At 68.4% G+C, this 24,117-nt stretch carries 15 protein-coding genes; 8 read left to right on the plus strand and 7 right to left on the minus strand.

Annotated elements, in window-relative coordinates; genetic code table 11:
- Positions 1-11 precede the first annotated feature (11 nt).
- Together AC3WOS_RS09635 and AC3WOS_RS09640 are read right to left on the minus strand one after the other, a co-directional pair.
- Positions 12-653, minus strand: a complete 642-nt coding sequence (locus AC3WOS_RS09635; RefSeq protein ID WP_492715699.1) for a hypothetical protein — start codon at positions 651-653, stop codon at positions 12-14.
- 136 nt (positions 654-789) lie between these two features.
- The gene (locus AC3WOS_RS09640; protein ID WP_492715700.1) at positions 790-1,323 is read right to left on the minus strand and encodes a CcdC protein domain-containing protein; all 534 of its coding nucleotides are present in this window, start codon (positions 1,321-1,323) and stop codon (positions 790-792) included.
- A 149-nt stretch (positions 1,324-1,472) separates the two neighbouring features.
- Here AC3WOS_RS09640 and AC3WOS_RS09645 point away from each other — a divergent pair, with 149 nt between their 5' ends.
- The 3 genes from AC3WOS_RS09645 to AC3WOS_RS09655 all read left to right on the plus strand — a co-directional run bounded on the left by AC3WOS_RS09645 (position 1,473) and on the right by AC3WOS_RS09655 (position 7,243).
- On the plus strand, positions 1,473-3,923 hold the full coding sequence (locus AC3WOS_RS09645; protein ID WP_492715701.1) for a S9 family peptidase: 2,451 nt from the start codon (positions 1,473-1,475) through the stop codon (positions 3,921-3,923).
- A 118-nt stretch (positions 3,924-4,041) separates the two neighbouring features.
- A complete protein-coding gene (locus AC3WOS_RS09650; protein ID WP_492715702.1) occupies positions 4,042-4,182 on the plus strand; it encodes a hypothetical protein in 141 nt (46 codons plus the stop codon).
- 79 nt (positions 4,183-4,261) lie between these two features.
- Positions 4,262-7,243: an EAL domain-containing protein gene (locus tag AC3WOS_RS09655; protein WP_492715703.1), complete on the plus strand. Its 2,982-nt coding sequence runs from the start codon at positions 4,262-4,264 to the stop codon at positions 7,241-7,243.
- On the opposite strand, the gene AC3WOS_RS09660 is transcribed toward AC3WOS_RS09655, so the two are convergent.
- On the minus strand, positions 7,222-11,700 hold the full coding sequence (locus AC3WOS_RS09660; protein ID WP_492715704.1) for a translocation/assembly module TamB domain-containing protein: 4,479 nt from the start codon (positions 11,698-11,700) through the stop codon (positions 7,222-7,224). The genes AC3WOS_RS09655 and AC3WOS_RS09660 overlap by 22 nt on opposite strands.
- Positions 11,700-13,541, minus strand: a complete 1,842-nt coding sequence (locus AC3WOS_RS09665; RefSeq protein WP_492715774.1) for an autotransporter assembly complex protein TamA — start codon at positions 13,539-13,541, stop codon at positions 11,700-11,702. The genes AC3WOS_RS09660 and AC3WOS_RS09665 overlap by 1 nt, the downstream gene beginning before the upstream one ends.
- A 202-nt stretch (positions 13,542-13,743) precedes the next feature.
- Between AC3WOS_RS09665 and queC the strand changes: the two genes are divergently transcribed.
- A complete protein-coding gene (queC, locus tag AC3WOS_RS09670) occupies positions 13,744-14,460 on the plus strand; it encodes a 7-cyano-7-deazaguanine synthase QueC (RefSeq protein ID WP_492715705.1) in 717 nt (238 codons plus the stop codon).
- A gap of 131 nt (positions 14,461-14,591) precedes the next feature.
- Positions 14,592-17,585, plus strand: a complete 2,994-nt coding sequence (locus AC3WOS_RS09675; RefSeq protein ID WP_492715706.1) for a CHASE domain-containing protein — start codon at positions 14,592-14,594, stop codon at positions 17,583-17,585.
- A gap of 17 nt (positions 17,586-17,602) precedes the next feature.
- Here AC3WOS_RS09675 and AC3WOS_RS09680 read toward each other — a convergent pair whose 3' ends face one another.
- Complete coding sequence (locus AC3WOS_RS09680; RefSeq protein ID WP_492715707.1) at positions 17,603-17,995, minus strand: hypothetical protein; 393 nt, start codon at positions 17,993-17,995, stop codon at positions 17,603-17,605.
- A 689-nt stretch (positions 17,996-18,684) separates the two neighbouring features.
- Between AC3WOS_RS09680 and AC3WOS_RS09685 the strand changes: the two genes are divergently transcribed.
- Positions 18,685-19,179 carry a hypothetical protein gene (locus tag AC3WOS_RS09685; RefSeq protein WP_492715708.1) on the plus strand — a complete coding sequence of 165 codons (495 nt, stop codon included), beginning with the start codon at positions 18,685-18,687 and terminating at the stop codon, positions 19,177-19,179.
- Here the strand turns inward: AC3WOS_RS09685 and AC3WOS_RS09690 are convergent.
- A complete protein-coding gene (locus AC3WOS_RS09690) occupies positions 19,164-19,430 on the minus strand; it encodes a hypothetical protein (protein ID WP_492715709.1) in 267 nt (88 codons plus the stop codon). The genes AC3WOS_RS09685 and AC3WOS_RS09690 overlap by 16 nt on opposite strands.
- Positions 19,431-19,617: 187 nt before the next feature.
- On the opposite strand from AC3WOS_RS09690, the gene AC3WOS_RS09695 reads away from it, so the two are divergent.
- Together AC3WOS_RS09695 and AC3WOS_RS09700 are read left to right on the plus strand one after the other, a co-directional pair.
- Entirely contained in the window at positions 19,618-21,621 is a 2,004-nt protein-coding gene (locus AC3WOS_RS09695) for a GAF domain-containing protein (protein ID WP_492715710.1), read from the plus strand.
- A 294-nt stretch (positions 21,622-21,915) separates the two neighbouring features.
- Positions 21,916-22,455, plus strand: coding sequence for a nitrogen fixation protein NifQ (locus tag AC3WOS_RS09700; RefSeq protein WP_492715711.1), 540 nt, complete (start codon positions 21,916-21,918; stop codon positions 22,453-22,455).
- A gap of 12 nt (positions 22,456-22,467) precedes the next feature.
- On the opposite strand, the gene AC3WOS_RS09705 is transcribed toward AC3WOS_RS09700, so the two are convergent.
- Positions 22,468-23,973 carry an HD domain-containing phosphohydrolase gene (locus AC3WOS_RS09705; RefSeq protein WP_492715712.1) on the minus strand — a complete coding sequence of 502 codons (1,506 nt, stop codon included), beginning with the start codon at positions 23,971-23,973 and terminating at the stop codon, positions 22,468-22,470.
- Positions 23,974-24,117: the final 144 nt, after the last annotated feature.

Genomic DNA, 24,117 nt, shown 5'->3' on the forward strand with positions numbered 1-24,117 from the left:
TTTTTTTGCTGTCAGGTGCGGGGATGTACCAGGTCGTCGTCGGTGCGCTCGCCCAGCAGCTCGTCGAGCTGTGCGCCCAGGCGTTCGGCGATCTCGCCGCCCTTGGCTTTCAATACCGCCTCCAGGTAGGGGCGCCGCAGTTCGCGGAAGTCTTCCACGCAGGCCGCTTTTTCCACCTTCAGCTGCAAGGTGAAGCCGCGCAAGCCTATCGTGCTCTTGATGGTCTTGTTGTAGAAATCGTACAGTGCCTGGAATTGCTGGGCCTTGGTCGCGGCAACCGGCGCGACGCCAGGCGCCGCAGCGACCGGTCGCACGGGAGGCGGGGCCGGCATGACGGGCGGCGCGGCCTGCGCCATGGCCGGCATGGAGGCGGCGATGGCCGGCGCGGGCACGGCCGTTATCTCCTCGGCGTCCACCAGCGGCGCCTCGATCGTGTTGTAACTGGTCGACAGGACGATGAACTGCTCGCGCAGCAGCTCCTGCATGGCGTCGGCCGTCAGGCCCAGGCCGGCCACGTTGCGCAACAGCTCATCCTCGGGCCGGCGGCCATCGACCAGCACCAGCAGCGTGCGCAGGCGCGGCGCCAGCTGGTAGCGCCGGGTGGCGATTTCCTCGCGCCCTTTGGCGGTCTTGTCGTAGATGGACGTCTTCATCGACTGGTGTAAATTTGCATGGATTTCTTTTCGGGAAATAAAGTTGCCTCATGGATACATGAAGCATACCATCAAATTACAGCTTTCCAGTATCAATGATAGTACCGCCGGAGCCAATCGGGCGCAGCGAAAACCGTTACAGCGGGCGGTCCAGCGGGCCGCGCGGGACGGGCTGCTGGCCCCGTTGCCAGCGCGCCAGCAACAAATGGTAGCTGCCGAAGAAGCCGGCCAGCAGGCAGAACGGCAGCACCGTCAGCGGATTGCGGTGGAATTCCTCCGGCGCCAGCGCGGTGCCGTTGTGCATCTGCAGATACAGTTCGAAGCCGCGGTACAGCAGGCGGGCGATGAACAGCATGGACACCAGCACGCCCAGGCGCAGGTTGGGCGTGTAGAAAAAGCCCTGGGGCGTGTTTTCCAGCAGGCTCAGCGCCTTGTTACGGTAGCCCAGGGCGATGCCGCCGGCCAGGCCCAGCACCAGCGCGCCCAGCGCCAGCGGGCTGTCGATCACCTTGGCGGCCAGCCCGCCCACCAGCGCCGCCAGCAGCAGCACGACGGCATAGTGGCGCCACAGGATGGACTGGGTGCGGCCCATGGCCGCTTTCAGGCGGGAGTAGATGCGCCACACCAGCAGGGGCACCAGCAACAGCAGGATGATCGTCGTAATTTCCATATCAGCATTCCAGGGGCCGTCGCCGGCCGTGTCAACCGCAGCAACGCGCTGCGCACCGCGATTGTAAGCCAGATCGGCGGTGCATTGACTTTCCCATGGGGTAACAGCAATATGGGGCGACCGTCGCATCCACACAGATTGTCACCCACATGAGTACATTGATTCCGCCCCTGCCGCCGGGCATGGGCCTGATGGCCGCCTCGCCCCGCAGCGGCGCGCAGGATGGCCGCTACCAGCTGCCGGCGCCCGCGCTGCAGGCGATCGTGGACGCGGCGCGCGCCCCGGCCCTGAGCCTGAGCCCCCGGCGCGACTTGGCGGCCATGGTGCAGACGCCGCCGCTGCCCGGCATCGAGGAAGTGGCGCAGCCGGAACTGAAGCTGGCCGGCCTGCGCATCAATCCCCGCACCTGCGCCGCCAGCCGCTTCGCCTACGGCACCGACCTGACCCTGCTCGACATCGCCAGCGGCAAGGAGAGTCGCATCGGCGGCCTGCCGCGCGCCTTGCGGGTGGCTGACCTGAGCTGGGCGCCGGACCAGCGCCACCTGGCCTTCAGCCACGTGGCCTACAAGGGCGAGCGCGGTGAAGTCCAGCTATGGCTGATCGACATCGCGGCCCGCCGCGCCCGGCGCCTGGTGAGCCGGCCCCTGTCGGCCGTGTTGAGCCGCGGCTTTTCATGGCTGCCCGACAGCAGCGGCCTGCTGCTGCAGCTGCGTCCGGACGGCATGGGCAAGGCGCCGGCCGTCCACTCCGTCCCCGCCGGCCCCGTGCAGCTCGACAGCGATGCCGAAGGCGCCGTGCGCCAGCTGCGCACCTACCAGGACCTGCTGCGCAGCGAGGACGACGCCCGCCTGTTCGAGCACTACGTCACGGTGCAGCTGGCCCACACCGACCTGCAGGGCGCGGTGCGCCTGCTCGGTGAGCCGGACCAGTACTCGCGCGTGTCGGTCGCGCCGGGCGGCCAGTACCTGCTCACCCAGAGCATCATGCGGCCCTATTCCTACCTGGTGCCGGCATCGAGCTTCGGCGAGCGGATCGAAGTGCGCGACATGAACGCCAGGCTGCTGCACACGGTGGCCATGCTGCCGCTGGAAGAAGGCCTGCCGCCGGGGAACGACGCCGTGTCGGCCGGTGTGCGCCATGTGTCCTGGCGCGCCGACGCGCCCGCGTCGCTGCTGTGGGCGGAGGCCCAGGACGGCGGTGACCCGGCCCGCCACGTCGAGCACCGGGACGTGCTGTACCTGCACGCGGCGCCATTCCACGGCGCGCCCCAGGTGCTGGCGCGGCTGGCCATGCGCTACGGCGGCATCGCCTGGGGCCGCGGCGACGTGGCCCTGCTCAACGAACGGTGGCACAAGACGCGCGCCGTGCGCCAGTGGATGATCGCGCCCGACCATCCCGCGCTGGCGCCGGAACTGATTTATGAAGGCTCCTACGAGGACCGCTACAGCAGCCCCGGCGCGCCCGTGATGCGGGCCGACGCCAGCGGCTTCCCCCGCCTCGTGATCGGCCCGGAAACCACCATCCTGCTCGACGGCGCCGGCGCCACGCCGGAAGGCGACCGCCCCTTCATCGACCGCCTGAGCCTGACCACGCGCAAGAAGGAGCGCCTGTTCCAGAGCGCCGCGCCGTATTACGAAAACGTGGCGGCGGTGCTGAACGAGGAGGGCACGCTGCTGTTGACCACGCGCGAATCGCCCACCGAGCGGCCCAATTACTACGTGCGCGACCTGCGCCTGCCGCCGCAAGACCAGCTGCGCGCGCTGACCAGCTTCCCCCATCCCACGCCCGAACTCAAGGATGTGCAGAAGGAGCAGATCCGCTACTGCCGCAACGATGGCGTCGAGCTGACGGCAACCCTGATGCTGCCGCCCGGTTACCTGGCCTCGCGCGACGGTCCCTTGCCGATGCTGATGTGGGCCTATCCGCACGAATTCAAGTCGGCCAGCGCGGCCAGCCAGACCACGGGTTCGCCATACCGCTTCAACGCCGTCAGCTATTGGGGGCCGGCGGCCTTCCTGGCCGTCGGTTATGCGGTGCTGGACAATCCCTCGTTCCCCATCATCGGCAGCGGCGAGGCGGAACCGAACGACAGCTATCTGGCCCAGCTGGTGGCCGACGCCGAGGCGGCCGTGGAGGAAGTGGTGCGGCGCGGCGTGGCCGACCGGCGCCGCCTCGCCATCGGCGGTCATTCCTACGGCGCCTTCATGACGGGCAACCTGCTGGCCCACACGCGCCTGTTCCGGGCCGGGATCGCCCGCAGCGGCGCCTACAACCGCACGCTCACGCCGTTCGGCTTCCAGTCCGAGGAGCGGCCGTTCTGGCAGGCGGCTGAGGTGTACCAGGCCATGTCGCCGTTCAACCACGCCGACAAGATCAAGGACGCGATGTTGTTGATCCACGGCGAGCAGGACAGCAATCCCGGCACCTTCCCCATGCAGAGCGAGCGCATGTTCCAGGCCATCAAGGGGCTGGGCGGCACGGCGCGGCTGGTGATGCTGCCCAACGAGGCGCACGCCTACCGGGCGCGCGAATCGATCCTGCACATGCTGCATGAGACGCACCGCTGGCTGGACAAGTACGTCAAGCACGCCGAGCCCTGAGGTGAGGGCGGGGGGCGGCGCGTGCGGTGGCCAGATCAAATTGTGATCAGATCGGGCAGGGAAGCGTCCGGGGCGGCGTAGAATGGAAGCACATCGCCAGCCACCCTGGAGGAAGATCATGCACAGTGCCGCTATCCAAGCCCACCGCGCGCCGGACCCGGCCCCGGTCGACGACCCGGTGCCCGAGCCGCCGCCGCACCAGCCCCATCCCGTACCGCAGGACGATCCGGTGCCGGACCATAATCCGGCCGGCGTGTAGCGGAATTTGCCCGTCATGAGGACGTCGGCGAGAGGCCGTGGTCAATCTTGGGCGCGTTAAGTACCAGGTCAAAGGACACATGACAGTATTACCTCGGCTGAATCATCATCGTGCGTCGATGCAGCGGGCATTCTTCGCCCCTGCCATTGCGCTGTTGAACCGCATGGGTTACAGCAGGAAATTTACGCTGCTGTGGCTGGTGTCCCTGCTTGCCATCGCGGTGGTGATTTATGGCCTTTTCGTCAACCTGAGCCGAGTGATCCAGCCTTCGCGACGACAGTTGGCGGGCTTGGCATTGATCGAGCCGCTGTCGCGCACCACGCAGACCATGCAGCTGCACCGCGGGCTCTCGGTGGCGCTGCTGGGCGGCGACGCGGCGCTGCGCGAACGGCGCGCCGCCCAGCAAGCCGAGTTGGAGCGCGCATTGCACGCGCTCGTACACGTGTTGCCGCGTGGCGTGGCGAAGGGCGATGCCTTTGGCCGCATCAGGCAAGACTGGAACCGGCTGCGCGACCAGGGACTCGAATGGACCGCGCAAGAGAACTTCACCGCGCACACGCGTCTGATCGGGCAGGTCGCGTCGTTCGAAGTGTCGGTCGCCGACGACTATGGCCTGATCCTGGACCCGGAACTGGCCACCTTCTACCTGATCGACACCGCCATTAACCGGATGCCGCACGCACTCGAACACCTTGGCCAGCTGCGCGCCTACGGTACCGTCGTGTTGACCCAACAAACGATCACCGAAAATCAGTATGCGCAATTGCACGCTCTGCGTGCCGAGTTGGCCAGCTCGCTCAAGGAGCTCAGGGACAATATCGAGAAGATCGGGCATCACCAGCCGGAGCTTCAGGTGCCGCTGCGGAACGCTTATGCGGGCATCGCCGACTCGGCGCGGCAGGTGTCTGAACTGGTGGAGTCGGACATACTGAGCGCCCGGTTTACGATGACGCCGACGGTTTTTCTCGATCTGGCCACTGTCGAGATCGACAAGAGCTATGCCCAATTGTATGGCACCTTGCTGCCGACCGCTCGAACGTTGATCGAACGGCGCATTGCGCGTGCCAAAGACGCCTTGCTGGTGACCGTGGGCGGCGCCACGTTGCTGTTCCTGCTGACGGTCTATCTTGCCGTCAGCAGCTACTACGCCATTGTCGGCAGCATCCGCTCGCTGGTCGGTTCCGCGCACGCGCTGGCCGGGGGCGACCTGAGTCGGCGGGTCACGCTGCCCACCCGCGACGAGCTGAGCCTGGTGGGCGACAGCTTCAATCGCATGGCCGACGGCTTCAGCGCCATGCTGGCCGAGCGCATGCGCGAGCAGCAGGTGCTGGCCGAGAGCCAGGATAGGCTGCGTGCCATTGTCGAGACCGCCCTGGACGCGGTGGTGCAGATCGACGCCAGCGGCGCCATTACCGGCTGGAACGCCCAGGCGGAAGCGATTTTTGGATGGAGCCGCGCCGAGGCGCTCGGCCGCCAGTTACCCGAAATCGCTATCCCAGCCCAATACCGCGAGGCGCATAGCAAGGGCTTGCAGCGTTTTCTGCTCGGCGGCAAGGGGGCTATCCTGAACGCGCGTACCGAGATCACGGGCCTGCACCGCAGCGGGCGCGAGTTTCCCATCGAACTGACGGTGACCCCGATCACCACGGCCAAAGGCTATGAATTCAGCGCCTTCATTCGCGATATCACGCAGAAGAAGCAGTCGGCGGAGTTGATCTGGAGGCAAGCCAACTTCGACACCTTGACGGGCCTGCCTAACCGTCACATGCTGTTTGATCGGCTGGGGCAGGAGATCAAGCGCGCCGAACGCGCCGGCCTGCCCTTCGTCGTGCTGTTCCTGGACCTGGACCGCTTCAAGGAGGTCAACGACACGCGCGGGCATCGCGTGGGCGACCTCCTGCTGTTGGAGGCAAGCCGGCGCATCAGCGCCTGCGTGCGCGCAACCGATACCGTGGCCCGCATGGGGGGCGATGAGTTCATCATCATCCTGAGCAAACTCAACGAAGTGCAACAGGCGGCCGCTTTGGCGCAGAACATCCTGGACGCCCTGGCTGTGCCGTTCAAGCTGGGCGATGAGAATGCCTTTATCACGGCCAGCATAGGCATCACGGCCTATCCGCACGATGCGAGCGAAATCGAGACCTTGATCCAGAGCGCCGACCAGGCCATGTATGCGGCCAAGGGCGGCGGGCGCAACCGGTATTGCTATTTCACGCAGTCGATGCAGCAGGCGGCTCAACTGCGGCTGCGCATGACCAATGACTTGCGCAGCGCATTGTCGGGCGGGGAGCTGCGTGTGTACTACCAGCCCATCGTGGAATTGACAACCAACCGCATCGTCAAGGCCGAGGCTCTGGTGCGCTGGCAGCACCCCACGCGTGGACTAGTCAGCCCCGCCGAATTTGTGCCTTTGGCCGAGGAAACCGGCCTGATCCTCGATATCGGCGACTGGATATTCAGGCAGGCGGTGCGCCAGTGCCGGCGTTGGCGGACCCTGTACGACCCGCAGTTTCAAATCAGCGTGAACGTGTCGCCGGTGCAGTTCCACAGTGGGGACAGCCCATGTCAGGCATGGCTGGCGTATTTGCGCGAACAGCAGGTGCCTGGGCAAGGCATCGTGATCGAAATCACGGAAGGCTTGCTGTTGAACGAAGACGCCGGGGTGAAAGACGCGCTGCAGCAATGTCACGCGGCGGGTGTCAAAATCTCGCTCGATGATTTTGGCACCGGCTATTCATCGCTGTCCTATCTCCAGAAATTCGACATCGATTTCTTGAAGATCGACCAGTCTTTCACGCGCAAGCTCGAACCCGGCTCCAGCACCCAGGCACTGTGCGACACCATCATCGTCATGGCGCACCGGCTTGGCATGCAAGTGGTGGCCGAAGGGGTGGAGACGCAGGCGCAGCATGCCTTGCTGGCCGCAGGCGGCTGCGACTACGGGCAAGGCTATCTGGTGTCCAGGCCGGTGCCTGCCGATGCGTTCGAGGCGCTGTTAGCGTCGTGGCCGGTCCAATCTGACAAACAATGCATCCTTACTCAGTCAAAGGTCCAGGTGTAGAGCACGTCCAGCGCGTTGTTGGTGCCGGTCTGGAATTGCAGCGTGATGCGGGGATTGAGTTTGTAGCGCAGCTTGACCAGGCTGGTGGCCGAGCTGGCGCCCTGCTCGAAACTGAGGTAGGCGCGCGAGGAGAGCCGCTTGCCGACCGTGACGACCGTCGTTTCCAATCCCTTGGCCTGGCTTACGCCCAGTTCGTCCACCCCCAGCGTGTTGGCCAGCCGGCCCTGGCCGCCGCCGAACAGGGCGCCGGCGGCCGTGCTGAGCAGGGCCATGTCGTTGCCGGCCGTGCTGTCGATGCCGTGACCGAGCACCAGCCAGGCCAGCTTGTCGCTGTCGGAGACGGCCGGGGTGGAAACCAGCTTGGCCACCGGCGCCAGCGCCGTGCCGCGCACTTCTACGCCCGCTTCCACGTTGTTCTCGTTGAGCGCTTCGCCTTCGGGACGCTTGCGCACGGCCAGGATGTTCAGGCCCGGGTTGTCATACGCGCCCGTGAAATTGATCACGCCCTTTTCGATCGCCAGCTTCTGGCCATACGCGGCATAGGTGCCGCTGGCCACGCGGATGCTGCCCGTCACGCGCGGCGGCCGCCGGTCCGCCACCCGGATGCGCACGGCGCCGGCCAGCTGGGCGTCCAGCCCCTTGCCTTTCAGGGTGAAGGCGTCGCCCAGGTCGGCCTCGATGTCCACGCTGAGCGGCATCGATTTGCTGTCCTTGACGGGCGCCGCGCCGCGCCCGAGGATGACGACGTCGTCGCTCATGGTGGGCGTGTCCTGGCTGGCCAGTTCGATGTTGGCGCGGTCGGCGCGCAACTTGCCGTCCAGCTGGAAGCGCTTGGCGTCGCGCACCAGCGTGCTCTGGCCGCTGACCACCAGCGTGCGGTCGGGGCGGGCCAGCACTTCCAGCCGGTCGGCCGTCAGCTTGAGCTCCATGTTCGCTTGCGCGCCGGCGAAGCGTATCGCCCCTTCCGCCTGGGCGTGGCCTTCGGTGCCGTCAAAGGCCAGTTTCTGCAGCAGCAGCTGGTCGCCCGCCAGGCGCGCCTGCAGCTGGCCGTGGTGCAGGCGGATGCCTTGCTCGGCCCAGTTCAGCACCAGCTTGTCGCCCGTGATGTCGCCGTTCAGCTGCGGCGTGCCCCAAGTGCCGGCGCCGGTCATGGCCAGCTTGAGCGTGCCGTCCAGCTCCAGCCCTGGCTGGCCCGCCAGGGGTGCCAGCCAGGCCAGCGATCCCATGTTGGCGCTGCCGTTCATGGTCAGGGCGCTGGCGTCGGCCAGCTTGCCGTCGATCAGGTGGGCGCTGGCGTCGAGCCGGGCCTGGCCGGCGCGGCTGCCGTCCAGCGCCAGTTGCACACGCAGCGTGCCGGCGGCCGCGTCGATGCGCGCGTCCAGTTGCCGCAGGCCCAGCGGCAGCGGCACTTCGGCGCCCGTCACGATCATGTCGCCCTGTTCGCGGTACAGGTGCAGCATGCCGTCCACGGCCGGCGCGCCGCCGGGCGGGGCGGCCTGCACGGCCAGCGACCAGGCCGCGCCGACCGTCATGTCGCTCTTGATGTTGTCGCGCCAGGCGTCGGACAACTGGGCCAGGTAGTTGACGGGCACGCCGGCCGCCTGGCCTTTGCTGCGCCACTGCGGGCCGTTCTTTTCCACGCTGTCGATGCGGATGGAACCGGTGGGCAGGGCGATGGCCGTGGCGCCCAGCGCGATCTGCTCCGGGTGCAGCAGGCCGGCCACGCCGCTGCCGGACGGCGCGGCCAGCCGCAGCGGCGCCGGCGCCTGCAGCGTGAGGGCGTAGCGGCCGCGATTCTGCAGCGTGTCGATGGCGCCGGTCCAGGCGTCGCCGCGCCAGCCGCCCTTGAAGCGCACGGCCGCGTCGAAGTCGCGGTTGCCGCCGCTCAGCTGCAGCACGTGGGCCGCGCGCGTGCCGCTCGCTTGCAGGTGCGCGCGGTCCAGCGTCAGGGACGGCGAGCTGTAGCCGGCGATGGTGAGGTCGGCCACCACCGGGTCGTCGCTGCCGTCGCGCGCACCCGCGCCCGCGAGCGCGCGCACGCCCGCCAGCATGCGCGAACCGGCGCCCGCTTCCGGGCTGGCGCCCAGGCTGGCGCTGCCTTGCAGCGATTTGATCTGCTGCTGTCCCGGTGCGTGCAGGTTGGCGCCGTCTACCGTCAGCGTCAGCGCGGGCCGCTCGGCGCTGCCCGCCAACGTGCCCGCCGCGTGCAGCACGCCGCCGAACTGGGGGCCGGCGCTGGCCAGCTGGGGCGCGTCGAGTTTCCAGTCCAGCCGGTCGCGCGCGCTGCCGAAGGCGCCCTGGGCCTGCAAGCTGTTCGGTCCCAGCTGCAGCTTGACGTCGGCGCTGCCGATGTGGCGCGGGTCGGCCGCCAGCCTGGCGTAGCCCGACAGCGCGGCGCCCGACAGTGTCGATGGCTGCAGCTTGAGGTTGAGGGCGGCGCGCCAGTCGGCGGCCAGGGCGGCGTCGCCGCTGAAATCGGCGTTGACGGCGCCGGCGGGGTAGGCGCCGAAGGCGGCCGGGTTGAAGCGCTGCGCACTGCCGGCCGCCTTCAGTTCAACCTGGTGCGCGGGGCCGGCCAGCCATATGTCGCCGCTGGCGTGCAGCAGGCTGTCGGGCACGGGATGGCGCGCCGCCGCCAGCCCCAGGCCGCGCAAGCTGGCGTCGAAGCTGGTGCGCGGCGCGGCCAGCGTGCCGCGCGCCGTGCCGCTGGCGGCCAGGGCGCCCAGCAGCTTGCCGCCGGCCGCGCCCAGGTCGGGGGCGTCGATCTTCCAGTCCAGCTGTTGGTCCGGCGTGCCCAGGCCACCGCGCAGTTCGGCCGTGTTGCGGCCCAGCGCGAGGCGCGCTTGCACGCCGCTGATGCGCTGGGCGTCGGCCGTCAGCCGGCCGGCGCCGGAGATGGGCTGGCCCAGCAGCTTGCCCGGCTTGAGCGTGAAGTCAGCGGCCACCTGCCACGCGGGCGACAGATGGCCGCTGGCGTTGATGTCGGCGCTGATGTCGGCCGTGGGGTAGTTGCCGAAGGCGGCCGGGTCGAAGTGCTCGGCGCTGATGCCGGCCTTGAACGCTTGGCCGTCGCGCAGGCTGGCCTGGCCGCTGGCGCTCACGCTGCCCTTGCGCAGCTGCAGGCGGGCCTGGCGCAGCTGCAGCAGCTCGTCGGCCAGCGTGGCTTGCAGGTCCAGCCGCAGGCCGTCCTGGCCCAGCGCGGCGCGCAGCGTCTGCTGCTTGCCGCGGGTATCCAGCGTGACGTCGCCGGCGATGGCGGTGGCGTGCAGGCTGCCGTACAGGTGCTGCAGGTTGAGGCGCTCCGTGTGCAGCGCGAGCTGGGCCTGGTCCAACCCGGCCTGCGGCCCGCTGCGGGCGATGCGGGCGCCGCCCGTGAAGCGGCCTGCCGCGCCCAGGTCGATGGTGATGGCGTCGATGGTGGCCGCCGTCAGCGTGCCGCCCAGGCGCGCCGTGGCCCTTTGCAGCGGCAGGCGTTGCTGGTCCAGCGGGCCGGGCTGGCCTTCGTTGTGCACGCTCAGCTGGCCGGACAGGGCTTGCTTGCCGTCGATCCTGGCGGCCAGCTGCACGGCCAGCCGGGCCTGCGGCCAGGCGGCGCGGTAGCCGGACGGATTGATGCCGCCGGCCTTCAGTTCGATCGCATGCAGGATGACGGGATCGAACGGCGCCAGCGCCAGCGTGGCCGTGCCGCTGGCCGTGCCGGCGGCGCCGTCGGCGTCCAGCCGCAGCAGCGACAGGTTGCCGCGCGCCTGCAGGTGCAGCTGGGCGGGGTGGGGCGGGGCGCCGGCGACCTGGGTCAGGCTGGCCTTGCCGTCGACGGTGAACGGGCGCCGGGCGCCCAGGGCCAGCTGCGCTTGCAGCCGGCCGATGTCGCTCATGGCTACGCCGTTCGCCAGCTGCCAGCCGTTGCCGTCGCCGCTCAGGCGGAAGCGGATCTGGCTGAGCTGCGTGCGGCTGCCGTGATCGAGCACGGTCAGCCGGTCCAGGCGCGCATCCGCCACGTGCAGGCGAAATGGCGCGGCCAGCGAGGCAGGCAGCACGGGCGGCGTGGACGGGCCGTTGCTGTCGACGGTCAGGCTGGCCGCATGCAGTTCGCTGATGGCCACGCCCTCCGAGAGCAACTGCAGCGGCGACCAGCTGATGTCGATGCCGTCCACCGTGATGACGGTGCCGGCGTCGCGGTGCACCAGCCGCGCGATGCGCATGCGGTGGTACAGCGAGCCGCTCACGCCCTGCACTTCGATCTGGCCGCCGCTGGCGGCGGCGATGCGCTGCAACAGCTGGCGCAGGGTGGTTTCGCGACCGAGCAGCCAGACCGCGCCGCCCAGCACCACGCCCGCCGCGCCCAGGCCGATAAACGTGCGGCGCAGCCAGCGGCGCGTGCGCCGGGGCGGCTGCGGCGGGGAGGGCGGCGTGGCGCCGGCCGTGGCGCTGGCGGGCAGGTGGTCGGTATCGGACATCAGAACGTAAATCCCAGTGAGAAGTGCAGGCGGTATTTGCGCACCGCGTGGCCGTAGGCGATGTCGACGTTGATGGGGCCGACGGGACTCTTCCAGCGCGCCCCCACGCCGTAACCGGACTTGGGATGCAGGTCCTTGACCGTATCGGCGGCGTTGCCGACGTCGTAGAACACGGCCGCGCCCCAGGTGGGCTTGAACCAGTACTGGTACTCGGCGCTGGCCGTGCCCAGGTAGCGCCCGCCCGTGATGGCCGTGCCTTCCTGTATGCCCAGCTGCTGGTAGGCGTAGCCGCGCACGGACTGGTCGCCGCCGGCCCGGAACAGGTAGACGGCCGGCACGCCCTGCTTGTTGCGCGAGGCCAGCGCGCCCCCTTCGGCCCGCACGATCACGTTGGCGTGGCTGCCCAGCGGGTGGTACAGCACGGCGCGCGCATAGCCGCGCACGAACGCTTCGTCCGTCAGGATGGGCAGCAGGGCGCCGCCCAGCTGGGCGTTGATGACGTAGCCCTTGGTGGGAAACAGCAGGCTGTCCAGGTGGCGCCAGGTGCTGCCGTAGGTGAGCGGCAGGCTCTTGCTGCTGCCCGTCTCCACGTTGCCGATGGTCTTGGTCTCGCTGAGGAACTCCAGCGTCAGGCTGCGCTCCAGCAGCGGCGTGCCCCAGGCCCGCTTGCCCGAGATGGCCGACACGCTGGTGATCTCGCCCGAGATGTCGCTGCGCTCGAACGAGGCGCCGATGCTGTCGCGGTAGCCCTGCGGCGTGACGGGGTAGTAGAAGTCGCTGCGCGCGCTCTGCTTCTTGGTCTCCAGCGTCAGCGCGCTTTTCATGCGCAGGCCGAAGATGGACAGGTCGTCATAGGTCAGCGAGGCGCGGTTGCCGGTGTTGGTGGAGTAACCGAGACCGGCGCTGACGTTCTTGCGCTTGTTTTCCGTCACCCGCACCAGGAGCGGCAAGGGCGGCATGGGCGGCGGCGCGGCCGCGCTGCCGGGCGCCGCTTCCTGGGCCTGGGTGGCGGCGCCGGCCGCCAGCTGCTCGCCGATGACGGCGCTGGTGTCGGCGCTCACTTCCACGGTGGCGAAGTAGCCCGTGTCCTGCAGCCGGCCCTGGAACGCCTGCAGCGCCGCCTCGCTGTAGTCGTCGCCGGGCTTGATCTGGTTCAGGTTGGCGACGATGGAGGGCGGATAGCGCTTCAACCCTTCGATGCGCAATTCGCCGAAATGCATTTCGGGCCCGCTGTCGAGCACCACGTGCAGCAGCGCCAGGTGGGTGTCGGGATCGACGGTGGCGCGGCTGTCGGCCAGCTGGGCGCGCGGGTAACGGGTCTGCACCACCTGGCGCAGCAGGGCGCGCTTGGCCTGTTCCCAGTCGGCCTGGCGGAAGATGGCGCCGCGCGGCAAGCCCCAGCTGGCCAGCAGGGCGTCGCGGTCGTAGCGGCGGTCGGCCGGCTGGCCCGGCGGCGGCTCGAAGCCCTGCAGTTCCAGCTCGACGTCGCCTACCCGCACCGGCTCGCCCGGCTGCACCTGTACCAGCACCACTGGTTCTTCCTGGTCGGCGTCGAGCCGCACGCTCACTTCGGGCGAGTAATAGCCGTCCGTGGCCACCAGGGTGCGGACCTGGGCCGGCGCCACGCGCACCATGCGCTGCAGCTGCTCGCGGTCGATGTGGGGATTGCCGCGAAAGCGCTCCAGGTCCAGGTTCTGTTCCAGCAGCGTGGCGAGCGGGCGCGGCGCCTCGATGCGCACGCGGTAGCGCAAGCCCTCGGCCGCGGCCGGCACGCAGGCCAGCACGGCTGCCGCCAGCAGCAGCGCGCAGCGCGCCGGCGGGGGCGATACTTTTGCGGCCACTTGTGCCAAAATTCGTGATCCTGCCGCAGTGCGGGCGGGCGGTGCCGGTAACATGGGACTCCATCGGGATGTGCGCTATGCGCATGTTACCGGATTGCCTAATCCGATGGCGTACTTATAATGTTGCACCTGACTGCGCCGCGTCCCGCGCCGCCACCCCATAGACCCTATCATCGACCGCAAGTTCGACAGAAAGACCGCCATGCTCCCTACCGATACCGCCCTGGTGCTTTTCAGCGGCGGACAAGACTCCACCACCTGCCTGGCCTGGGCCCTGCAGCACTACGCGCGGGTGGAAACCATAGGCTTCGATTACGGCCAGCGCCACGCCGTCGAGCTGACCGTGCGCCCGACCGTGCTGGCCGGGCTGCGGGCCCACAATCCATCCTGGGACGCCAGGCTGGGCGAGGACCACATGATCGACCTGTCGCTGATCTCGGCCATTTCGCAGACGGCCATGACGCACGACATCGCCATCGAAACCCAGGCCAACGGCCTGCCCAACACCTTCGTCCCGGGCCGCAACCTGCTGTTCATGACGGTGGCGGCCACGGTGGCCTACCGGCGCGGCTTGAGCGTGCTGGTGGGCGGCATGTGCGAGACGGATTTTTCCGGCTACCCCGACTGCCGCGACGATACCATGAAGGCGCTGCAGGTGGCCCTCAACCTGGGCATGGACAGCCGCTTCAAGCTGGAAACGCCGCTCATGTGGCGCGACAAGCGCCAGACCTGGGAACTGGCGCAGGAGCTGGGCGGCGCCGCCCTGGTGGCGCTGATCCGCGATGAAACCCACACCTGCTACCTGGGCGAGCGGGGCGCGTTGCACGACTGGGGCTATGGCTGCGGCACCTGCCCGGCCTGCGCCCTGCGCGCGCGCGGCTACCGCCAGTTCGCCGGCACCGAGGCGCCGGCCGCCTGACCCAGCTATCTCCGCCGGCAGCGTTTAAGTGCGTTGCATGGCGGCAGTCTCTCACGTACTATCGGTAACGGGGCGGCCAGGGCCGCCCCTGGCGTGCTGCTCCCGCTCCCAACCTGAGGCGACGATCGCAGATGACTCCTCCCGCTTTCCGACCTGGCGTTGGCCGGTTGCTGCAGGCCTTGTTGCGTCCGGCCGTGCTGGCCGGCGTCATCCTGGCCGGCGGGACGGCCCTGACCGCCGGGCTGTGGCGCGACGCCCGCGCCGATGCGGAGCGGGACGCCCGGCTCGAATTCGACTTTCGCGCGCGCGAGCTGGTCAACAGCATCGCCCGCCGCTTCGACGCCTACGTGCAAGTGCTGTACGGCGTGCAGGGACTGTTTGTCAGTTCCGACGAGGTGAGCCGGGCCGAATTCCACCGCTATTTGGACGGCCAGGGCTTGAGCCTGCACTTGCCCGGCATCCACGGCGTGGGCTATATGCGGCTGGTGGCCGGCTCCCAGCGGGCGGCCCACGTGGCGGCCGTGCGCAGCGAGGGTTTTCCCGACTACAGTCTGTTTCCGCCCGGCGCGCGCGCGCTGTATGCGCCGGTGGTCTATCTGGAACCGTTCAGCGGCAACAACCTGCTGGCCTTCGGCTACGACGCCTGGTCCGAACCGGTGCGGCGGGCGGCGCTGGTGCAGGCGCGCGACTCGGGCCAGCCGGCCATGAGCGGACGCATCCGCCTGCTGCAGGAGGGGGCAGGCACCGGCCAGTCCGGCTTCGTCGTGATGTTGCCCGATTACCACAACCACCTGCCGCACGCCACGCCGGCCCAGCGCCAGGCCGCCATCCGGGGCTGGGTCTACGCGCCGTTCCGCATGGTGGAGGTAATGGGGGAGCTGGACCGGGACCTGGGCCTGGAAGTGGAAATCTACGATGGCGAGGCGGTGGCGCCGGCCGCCCTGATGTACGCCAACGGGGCCGGTCATGCCCCCTGGCGGCACAGCGCCGTGCGGCCGATGCGGCTGGCCAGCCACCGCTGGACCTTGCGCATCGGCGCCGTCGCGCCCGTGGCGGACGGCAGCGGCAAGGCGGCACTGGTGGGCGGCGGCGGCGCCGCCCTGACCGTGCTGCTGGCCGCGCTGGCCTGGCTGCTGGCGCGCAGCCGGGCCCGGGCCAGCGAGGCGCTGGCCCAGGCCCACCGCCTGGCCAGCGAGCTGCAGGACGGCGAGTCGGCCCAGAAGCAGCTGGCCGAACGGGCCCAGCGCAGCCAGACCATGTTGCGCAGCATCCTCGATGCCACCGTGGACGGCATCCTGGTCGACAACCTGGAGGGCCAGGTGCTCGATTCGAACCGGCGGTTCCGCGAACTGTGGAACTTGCCCGAGCAGCTGGACTGGCAGGCCGACGGCGCCGTGCTGCTGGAACACATGGCGGCCCAGCTGGCCGACAATGTTCCCCTGCGCCACGCGGGCGCGCCGCCGGGCGGCCAGCTGTACGACCAGCGCGGCCCGCACAGCACGCTGCTGCGCACCCGCGATGGGCGCGTGATCGAGCAGGTGACGCGCAGCCTGGTGCTGGGCAACGAGGCGGCACGGCTGTGGTCGTTTCGCGACGTGACCGAGCGCATCCACACCGAGCAGCGCGAGCAGACCCGGCGCCAGGTGCTGGAACTGCTGGCCACGGGGGCACCGCTGCAAACCATCCTCGAGAGCGTCGTGCTGGGGGTGGAGACGGACCATCCCGGCATGTTGTGCAGCATCCTGCTGCTGGACGAGGCGGGCGAGCACTTGCTGGTGGGGGCCGCGCCCAGCCTGCCGGCCTTCTTCAACGCGGCCGTGCACGGCATGTCCATCCACAGCGCCGAGGGCAGCTGCTGCCGCGCGGCCCAGACCGGCCAGCGGGTGATCGTGGAGGACATCCGGCGCGACCCGTCCTGGGCCGGCCATGCGGCGCTGGCCGCGCGCGCCGGGCTGGGCGCCTGCTGGTCCGACCCCATCCTGGGCGCCAACGGCAAGGTGCTGGGCACGTTCGCCATCTACCACCGCGCACCGCACCGGCCCAGCCTGGCCAACATCGCCCTGATCGAACAGGCCTCGCGCCTGGCCGGGATCGCCATCGAGCAAGCCCGCGCGGCCCAGGCGCTGCGCGCCGGCGAGGCCCGCTTCCGCAGCCTGTACGACAACGCGCCCGTGGCTTTGTGGGAGCAGGACTGGTCGGCCGTGCGCACGGCCTTGTCGGAGCTGGCGCTGGGCGGATCGGAGGAGCCGGCGCGCTACTTGCTGGCCCACCCGGGCGAGCTGCGCCGGCTGGCCGGCCTGGTGCGCATCCTGGACGCCAACGGCGCCGCCCTGGCCCAGGTGGGCGCGCTACCGGGCGGCAAGGACCTGGCCTCGCTCAGCCTGGCCCAGCTGTTCGACGGCGACGCCATGCCGGCCTTCGCGCGGGCCGTGGCGGCGCTGGCCGGGGGCCAGCAACTGTTCGCCTGCGAGGGCAGTTTCCAGCGCCTGGATGGCAAGGCGCGCCTCAACGAGCTGACCTTGCTGGTGATGCCGGGCCACACGCTGAGCCTGGACTTCATCATCGTCTCGACGGTCGACATCACGGAGCGGCGCCGCATGAACGACGAGCTGCTGATGCTGGCCACCACCGACTTCCTGACCGGCTTGCCGAACCGGCGCGAATTCATGCGCCGGCTGGACGAGGAGCAAGCCCGTTTGCAGCGCGACGTGGGCGGCTGCGCGGCCGTGCTGATGCTGGACCTGGACTTGTTCAAGCACGTCAACGACGAATACGGCCACGCCACGGGCGACGCCGTGCTGCGCCACCTGGCCGGGCTGATGCGCGACAGCCAGCGCAAGATCGACATGCTGGGGCGGGTGGGCGGCGAGGAGTTCGCCATCCTGCTGCCCGGCGCCGACCTGGACGCGGCCGGCGCCTTCGCCGAGCGGCTGCGCCAGCGCATCGCCGACACCCCGCTGCAGCTCGATGGTCAAGCCTTGCCGGTGACGGTCAGCGTGGGCATCGCCGCCCTCAGCGCGGCCGACAGCAATGCCGACCAGGCCCTGATCCGGGCCGACCAGGCCCTGTACCGGGCCAAGCGGGGCGGGCGCAACCGGGTGGAGCGGATGCCGCCGGCGGCCTGACGGCGGGCCGTCGCCGCTCAGACGGCGTGTTCCAGCAGCCGGGCCTGGCGCTGCTTGCGCTGGCGGGCCGAGCAGTACCAGAAGATGCCGGCCGGAATCAGCAGCGGCAGCAGCAGGGGTGAGATGGCCGCCACCAGCACCAGCGCCAGCAGGGCCAGGCCCACCACCAGCACTACGCCCAGGCCGGCGCACAGCACGCTCACGAACACGGCCGCGCAGAGCAAGGCGATGGCGCCGATCACCATGCCGGCGCCGCCGAACAGCACGGCCAGCAGGGCGCCCAGCGGACCGTCGATCTGGTCGCCGTCCACGTTCACTTGCAGCTCGCCCGTGGCGAACACATAGCAGGCGGCGGCCGCCAGCAGGGCGAGTGCGGCGAGGGGGAGCAGTTTCTTGGCGGTCGGGGTCATGGCGGTCCTCTGGTCGTTGGGTGGTCGGTGCGCTGATGGCATGCGCCGCGTCAGGCATGGCACCACTGTAGGCCGGCGCCGCGCGGCGGGCCAGCGGCATGCGACAAAGTGCCGCTTTGGCGGGATGGACGGCATCCGGGCGGCGCCCAGCGGTCGCGGCCCGGGGTTTGATCTGCGACAGGGCTGCCGGATATTCCCTTGAACTAATGACATGTCTGCCTATACTAAAAGTCTCACTAATGTTAGGGAGGGCAACATGGCATGGCTAGAGATCAGCGAGGGTCAATCGATATCCTCGATGTGCAACCGGGCACAGCGCCAGCGTAGCGCACAGTATTGCTCCAACGGGCCCAAGGGGCCGCCTTCGGCGCCGCCCACGATACCGCCCATCATCATCAATCCCTTTAGCTACCAGATGCCGGAACCGGCCATCGATCCGCATGTGACGCCCTTGCGTCCGCCGATCACGCCGCCGCCCCGGCCCGCGCTGTCGTGTGCGGGCAGACGCGGCCGCGCCTGAACCGGCACCGACATCCTTTCGCGGGTGGCACGACAGGACCAGGCCGTCCGGCCTGATCCTGCGTTCGTGCGCGCGCGACAACGGGACGGCGCGGCGCATCCGGCGGCGGCAGCGGCGGCCGATTTCGACTATCATGGCTGCCCTTCACTTTTTTCACGAGCCGCAAGCCATGCACACCGATGCCGCACCATGCCAGGAACCCGATGACACCCCCGTGCAGGAAGCCCGCCTGTGGCAGGGCAATGGCTGGACGGCGCGCGTCATCAAGAACGAGGAAGACGAGGGCTGGGCCGTGGCCATGATCAAGGATGGCGAGCCGGAACCGGCCCTGGTGGGACCGTGGACCATGGGGCGCGACAAGAAGAATCCCAAGCCGCTCGATGTGAACGCCTTCAATACCCTGGTCAAGACGGCCAACGAAGTGCTGCGCCGCCACGAGCAGCAATTGCACGCCCAGCTGCACAAGAGCGTGTTCGTCAACGGCGAGGCGGGCCAGCTCAAGGTCAACCTCGACATCGTGCCGGACGAGGACGATCCTTACGCTACCCTGAGTGCGTGGGACGGCTACGGCGAACAGCTGGCCAGCGTGCGCGTGGCGCCCACCTTCAAGCTGACCGTGGCCAGCGCCGAGGCGTGGGTGGCCAACGACTACCGCCGGCCATAACGCCCGGCCGTCGCCCTGCGGCGGTCGCGCGCGTGCGCGGTGGCGGCCGGCCGCAAGTCCAGCCACACTTCCGCCGCCTTCAGGCCGACCACCGCCGTCAGCAACAGCAGCGACAGCCAGCCGCAGCGGTACTTGCCGTAGGTAACGGCAAACAGCAGCACCAGGGGCGCGATGGTAAATCTGAAACTGCCATTGATGGCGGCCAGCAGCCGCGTGGTGCGGCGCATCAACCGCTGTCTGCCTGTGCTCATCCGTCTCCCCCCCAGTTGCCTGTATTTTCTTAGAATATTTATTATCATATAGATATTTTTTTATTCTTTGGGAAATATTTTTTTGGCATGGGCGTCAAGCGGCGGCCGGCCTGGGCAAGATTCCTGGCCCAACTTTCCGGCGACCTGCTAGTATTTCCTGTGTGCATTTGCAAACATAGGAAAAACGATGGAAAGTCGCCTCACCCGCCTGGAAGCCGTGCAGACCATGCTGCTCGAAATCGGGCGCCTGTCCAGCCGCTGTACCAATGTCACGGAATTCCTGGAAGGCGTGCATGCGGCGCTGGGACGCATCATGTACGCCGCCAATTTCTATGTGGCGCTGACCGGCCATGGCCGCGACGCCAGCATGGTGCGCTTTGTTTATTTCGTCGATGAGGCGGACGCGTCGCCCGACCGCGACACCTGGTTCAAGCTGGCGTCGCCCGAGCAGTCGCCCACGGCGTGGGTGATACTGCACCGGGTGCCGCTGGTGATGACGGCCGAGCAGGCCATCTCCAAGTCGTTCGCCGGCAGCACCTGGGGCGTGGGCACGACGGCCGAGCACTGGATGGGCTGCCCGCTGCTGGACCAGGACCATCAGGCGCTGGGCGCCGTGGTAATCCAGAGCTACGACAAGGAACATACCTTCAGCGCGGAAGACCAGGCCCTGTTCGAGCTGATCGCCGGCCACGTGTCGAGCGCCCTGCAGGGCCTGCAGAGCGTGGACCGGCTGGAAAAGGCGGTGCAGGAGCGCACCGCCCTGCTGGCGCACGAGGTGGCCGAGCGGCGCCGCGCCGAAAGCATCCAGCACGGCCTGTACCAGCTGGCCGACCTGTCGGCCACGACGGCCGACGGCGCCACCCTGAACCGCCGCCTGCACGAGATCATCGGCGAGCTGGTGCCGGCCCGTAACTTCCTCATGGCCCTGTACCACCCGGACCGGCAGGAAATGACCATCCCCTATTTTGTCGATGAAAAGGACACGCAGCCGCCCGTCAAGCGCTTTGCCTACGGCCTGGGCATGAGTTCCTATGTGCTGCAGCGGCGCCAGGCCGTGCTGCTGGACGGGGCCGGCTACGCGGCCCTGGTGGCCAGCGGCGAGATGCAGGAACCGATGGGCAACGTCGACATCGCCAGCTGGATGGGGGCGCCCATGTTGCTGGGGGAAAAAGTGTATGGCGTCATCATCGTGCAAAGCTACGACAATGCCGTGCTCTACACCCAGGCCGACCTCGACATCCTGGCCTTCATGGCCAACCACGTGGCCGTGGCCATCGCCCGCATGCAAGCCGACCGCGCCATCCGCAAGGCCAAGGAAGCGCTCGAGGAACAGAACGCGGCCCTGAACTCGGCCCTGACGGCCTTGCAGGAAGCCCAGTCGGAACTGGTGCGGCAGGAAAAGCTGGCCTCGCTGGGTCGGCTGGTGGCCGGCGTGGCGCACGAGATCAACACCCCGCTCGGCATCTGCGTCACGGCCACCAGCCACCTGGTGCAGGAACTGAAGCTGACGCGCGAAGACCTGGCAGCCGGCACCCTGGACGAGGATGGCCTGCACAGCTTCTTCGACATCATCGACCAGTCGCTGCGCATCATGACCACCAACACCCAGCGCGCGGCAGCCCTGGTGCGCAGCTTCAAGCAGGTGGCCGTGGACCAGTCGTCCGACGAGATCCGTTCCTTCAACCTGCGCAAGTACCTGGACGAAGTGCTGCTGTCGCTGCAACCCAAGCTCAAGGGCAAGCCGGTGGCGGTGGAGATCGATTGCGCGCCCGACATCCACATGGAATCGTTCCCCGGCGCCGTGTCGCAGATCGTCACCAACATGGTGGTCAATTCGCTGGTGCATGGCTACGGCGAAGGGCAGGAGGGCAAGATCCGCATCACGGGCCGGCTGGAGGACGATTACGTCCTGTTCGACTACAGCGACGACGGCATCGGCATGGACCACACCACGCTGGGCCAGCTGTTCGACCCGTTCTTCACCACCAAGCGCGGTTCCGGCGGCAGCGGGCTGGGCGCCCACATCCTGTACAACCTGGTGACGGGGCCGCTGGGCGGCACGGTCAAGGTGGTCAGCGCGCCGGGCATGGGCTTGCACTACAAGCTGCGCTTCCCCCGCACCCGCCGCAAGCCGGGCGCGGCCGGGATGGCTGATGCAGCAGACACGGCAGACGCGGCGGACCAGGCCTGATCCCGGGTCCGCTCCCGGGCCCGCTGCCAGGCACGCTCCCGCTCCCGTTGCGCCCCGACATGGCCGGGTGCATATAGCGGACCGTGGCGGCTGCGGCCGCCATTTGTTGTTTATTTGATTGTGTTCACAATTGCAAGCTTCACGTTTTACGCGAAATATGTGGCAAGTATATTAAGATTGTGAAACGCATCCAATCTGCATCCGCTACGTAGCTGATACGTGGCTGCATATATGGAGCGACAACAATAAAGGAGACACCATGACCCCACGCGCCACCCCGCAGCGTGCCGCGCCATGACGGGGAGCATCCCCTTCGTGGCCGCCGTGCTGTTGCCGTCCGCCCCCGTACTCAAGCCCGAACCGCTGGCCCTGGCCGCGCTGGCCGGCGTGCTGCGCAGCGCCCAGGACGGCTTGCTGCCCCTGTTCGTGCGCACGCTCGGCATGCCCCAGTCGTCGCTGCTGCAAATGGTGGGCTGCTGTTTTCCCACCCTCGACTATCACGAGCCCATCCCGGAACGCAAATACGCCGCGCTGATGGCGTGCGCGCCGCCCCAGTTCCGCGCCCTGCATGGGCTGCTGCTGGCCCGGCGCAGCGCGCAAGCCGACCCCTGCCACGCGGACTGGCTGGCGCGCGCGCTGGCGGCCGCCTGCCTGGGGCAGCGCTTCCTGTGGCAAGACCTGGGATTGACGGGACGGGAGGAACTGGAAACGCTGCTGCGGCGCTATTTCGGGCCGCTCTACCTGCGCAATGGCGGGCAAGGGCAGTGGAAGCGCTTCCTCATGGCCGAGCTGAGCGCGGCGCCGGCCGCCCTGGCCGGCGTTGGCCCGGGCTGACGGGGCGCGACGCTAGTCGGGGAAGCGCTCGTTGATGGCGAGCGCCTTGTCGATGTTCTTGCACAGCAGTTCGACGTAGACCGGGTCCAGGTGCTGGCCGGCCACTTCGCGCAGGTGGGCCACCACCTGGTCCACCGGCCATGCATCCTTGTAGCAGCGCTTGTGCATGAGGGCGTCGAACACGTCGGCCACGGCCACGATGCGGGCGTACAGGTGGATGTCCTGGCCCTTCAAGCCTTGCGGGTAGCCGCTGCCGTCGTATTTCTCGTGGTGCTGGTGGGCGATCACGGCGGCCGCCTTGAGGATGGGGCGCTGCGAGCCGTCCAGGATGGACAGGCCGACGGCCGGGTGCTGCTTCATGATTTCCCATTCGGCCGCGTCGAGCTTGCCCGGCTTGAGCAGCACCGCATCCGGAGTGGCGATCTTGCCGATGTCGTGCATGGGCGCCGCGTGGCGCAGCACGGCCGTCTCCTCGTCCGGCATGCCGGCCGCCGTGGCCAGCAGGTGGCAGATCTCGGACATGCGGCGCACGTGGTTGCCCGCTTCGTTCGAGCGCGATTCGACCACGTCGCCCAGGCGCAGGATCAGCTCGGCCTGGGTGTCCGTAATCTCCTGGGTCAGCAGGATGTTGTCGAAGGCGATCGCCACGCCGGAGCAGAACACTTCCAACAGCTTGGCGTCGATCTCGGAGATTTCCTCCACGCCCTTGAGCACCAGCAGCGACGCCTTGCCGCTGCTGTTGGGGAAGTAGCCGACGTAGGTGTCGCCCTGCACGCGCGAAATCTTGTTGCTTTCGGCCTCGTCGAGCTGGGCCAGTACTTCCGGGCTGAGGATGGCGCTGCCTTCGTCGCCGATCTGGGCCAGGATTTCGTATTCATGTTCGCCGCTGATGGCGGTGGCGCCGCGCAGGCGCAGCAGCATGCTGTTTTCCAGCCGCAGCAGGGCCACCACTTGCTGCAGCAGGCCGCTGGCGAAGTCCTTCAGGTTGCGTTGCTGGAAGATGTGGGCCGAGGCCGCGATCACCCGCTCCAGCCCTTCGCGGTAGTTGAGCTGGGCGCGCCGCGCTTCTTCCACCTTCATGATGTCGCGGTAGGCGCGCAGGGCGGCGAAGGTGGTGGTGAACAGCTTGGTGCGGTCGAGTTCGGTCTTTTCCTTGTAGTCGTTGATGTCGTAGTTGACGATCACCCGTTCTTCTGGCGCCTGGCCGGGCTGGCCCGTGCGCAGCACGATGCGGGTGAACTGGTTGTCGAGCTCTTCGCGCATCCAGCGCGCCACTTCCAGGCCGGAATCTTCGCGCTCCATCACCACGTCCAGGAACACCAGCGCGATGTCGCTCTCGCGCGCCAGCACCTGTTTCGCTTCGGCGCCGCTGTAGGCGTGGACGAAGGTCAGGCCGCGCCCCTCGAGGCGGAAGCGGGTCAGGGTCAGCTTGGTGATGTCATGGATATCGGGTTCATCGTCCACCAGCAGGATTTTCCACGGCGGCAGCTTGGGCGATGCTGAAGACAAAAAAGACATAAGAACGAGTTCCGCAAATTGGCACAACTGACTCAATGCTAAAGGCGCTGACCTATAGGACGTTTCACTACCAGGCACTGCTCTGTCATGTGCATTTTCAAGGCACATTTTTTCGATTGTAGTCCCAACCTGTCATCATTAACA

The organism is Rugamonas sp. FW305-51 (genome assembly GCF_058786935.1).